The 275-nt window shown below is 78.5% G+C and carries 1 protein-coding gene; it reads left to right on the forward strand.

Annotation, left to right across the window (positions count from 1 at the left end):
* Window positions 1–41 precede the first annotated feature (41 nt).
* Window positions 42–275: 16S rRNA (cytosine(1402)-N(4))-methyltransferase (gene mraW / locus C1X29_RS28440; RefSeq protein WP_218275715.1), on the forward strand; the 234-nt coding region annotated here is incomplete at its 3' end.

Consider the following 275-nt stretch of genomic DNA (forward strand, 5'->3'; position numbering starts at 1 on the left):
TCCCCGTGCTCCTGGCGCCCCTTCTCGCTGCCTGCGCTCCCGTGCGCGGGACCTGGCTCGACGGCACCTTTGGCGCGGGGGGCTACGCCCGCGGCCTCCTGGAGGCGGGCGCCGGGCGGGTGATCGGCATCGACCGCGACCCCGAGGCCCACCGCCTGGCCGCCGCCTGGCTGCCCGGCGAGCCCCGCATCGACCTGCGCGAGGGCACCTTCGGCGAGCTCGACCGGATCGCCGCCGAGGCGGGGGCCGCCCTCCTCGACGGTGTGGTGCTCGAC

The organism is Pseudomonas sp. GW456-12-10-14-LB2 (genome assembly GCF_002884345.1).
GTDB classification, from domain to species: Bacteria; Pseudomonadota; Gammaproteobacteria; order Pseudomonadales; family Pseudomonadaceae; genus Aquipseudomonas; species Aquipseudomonas paraglycinae.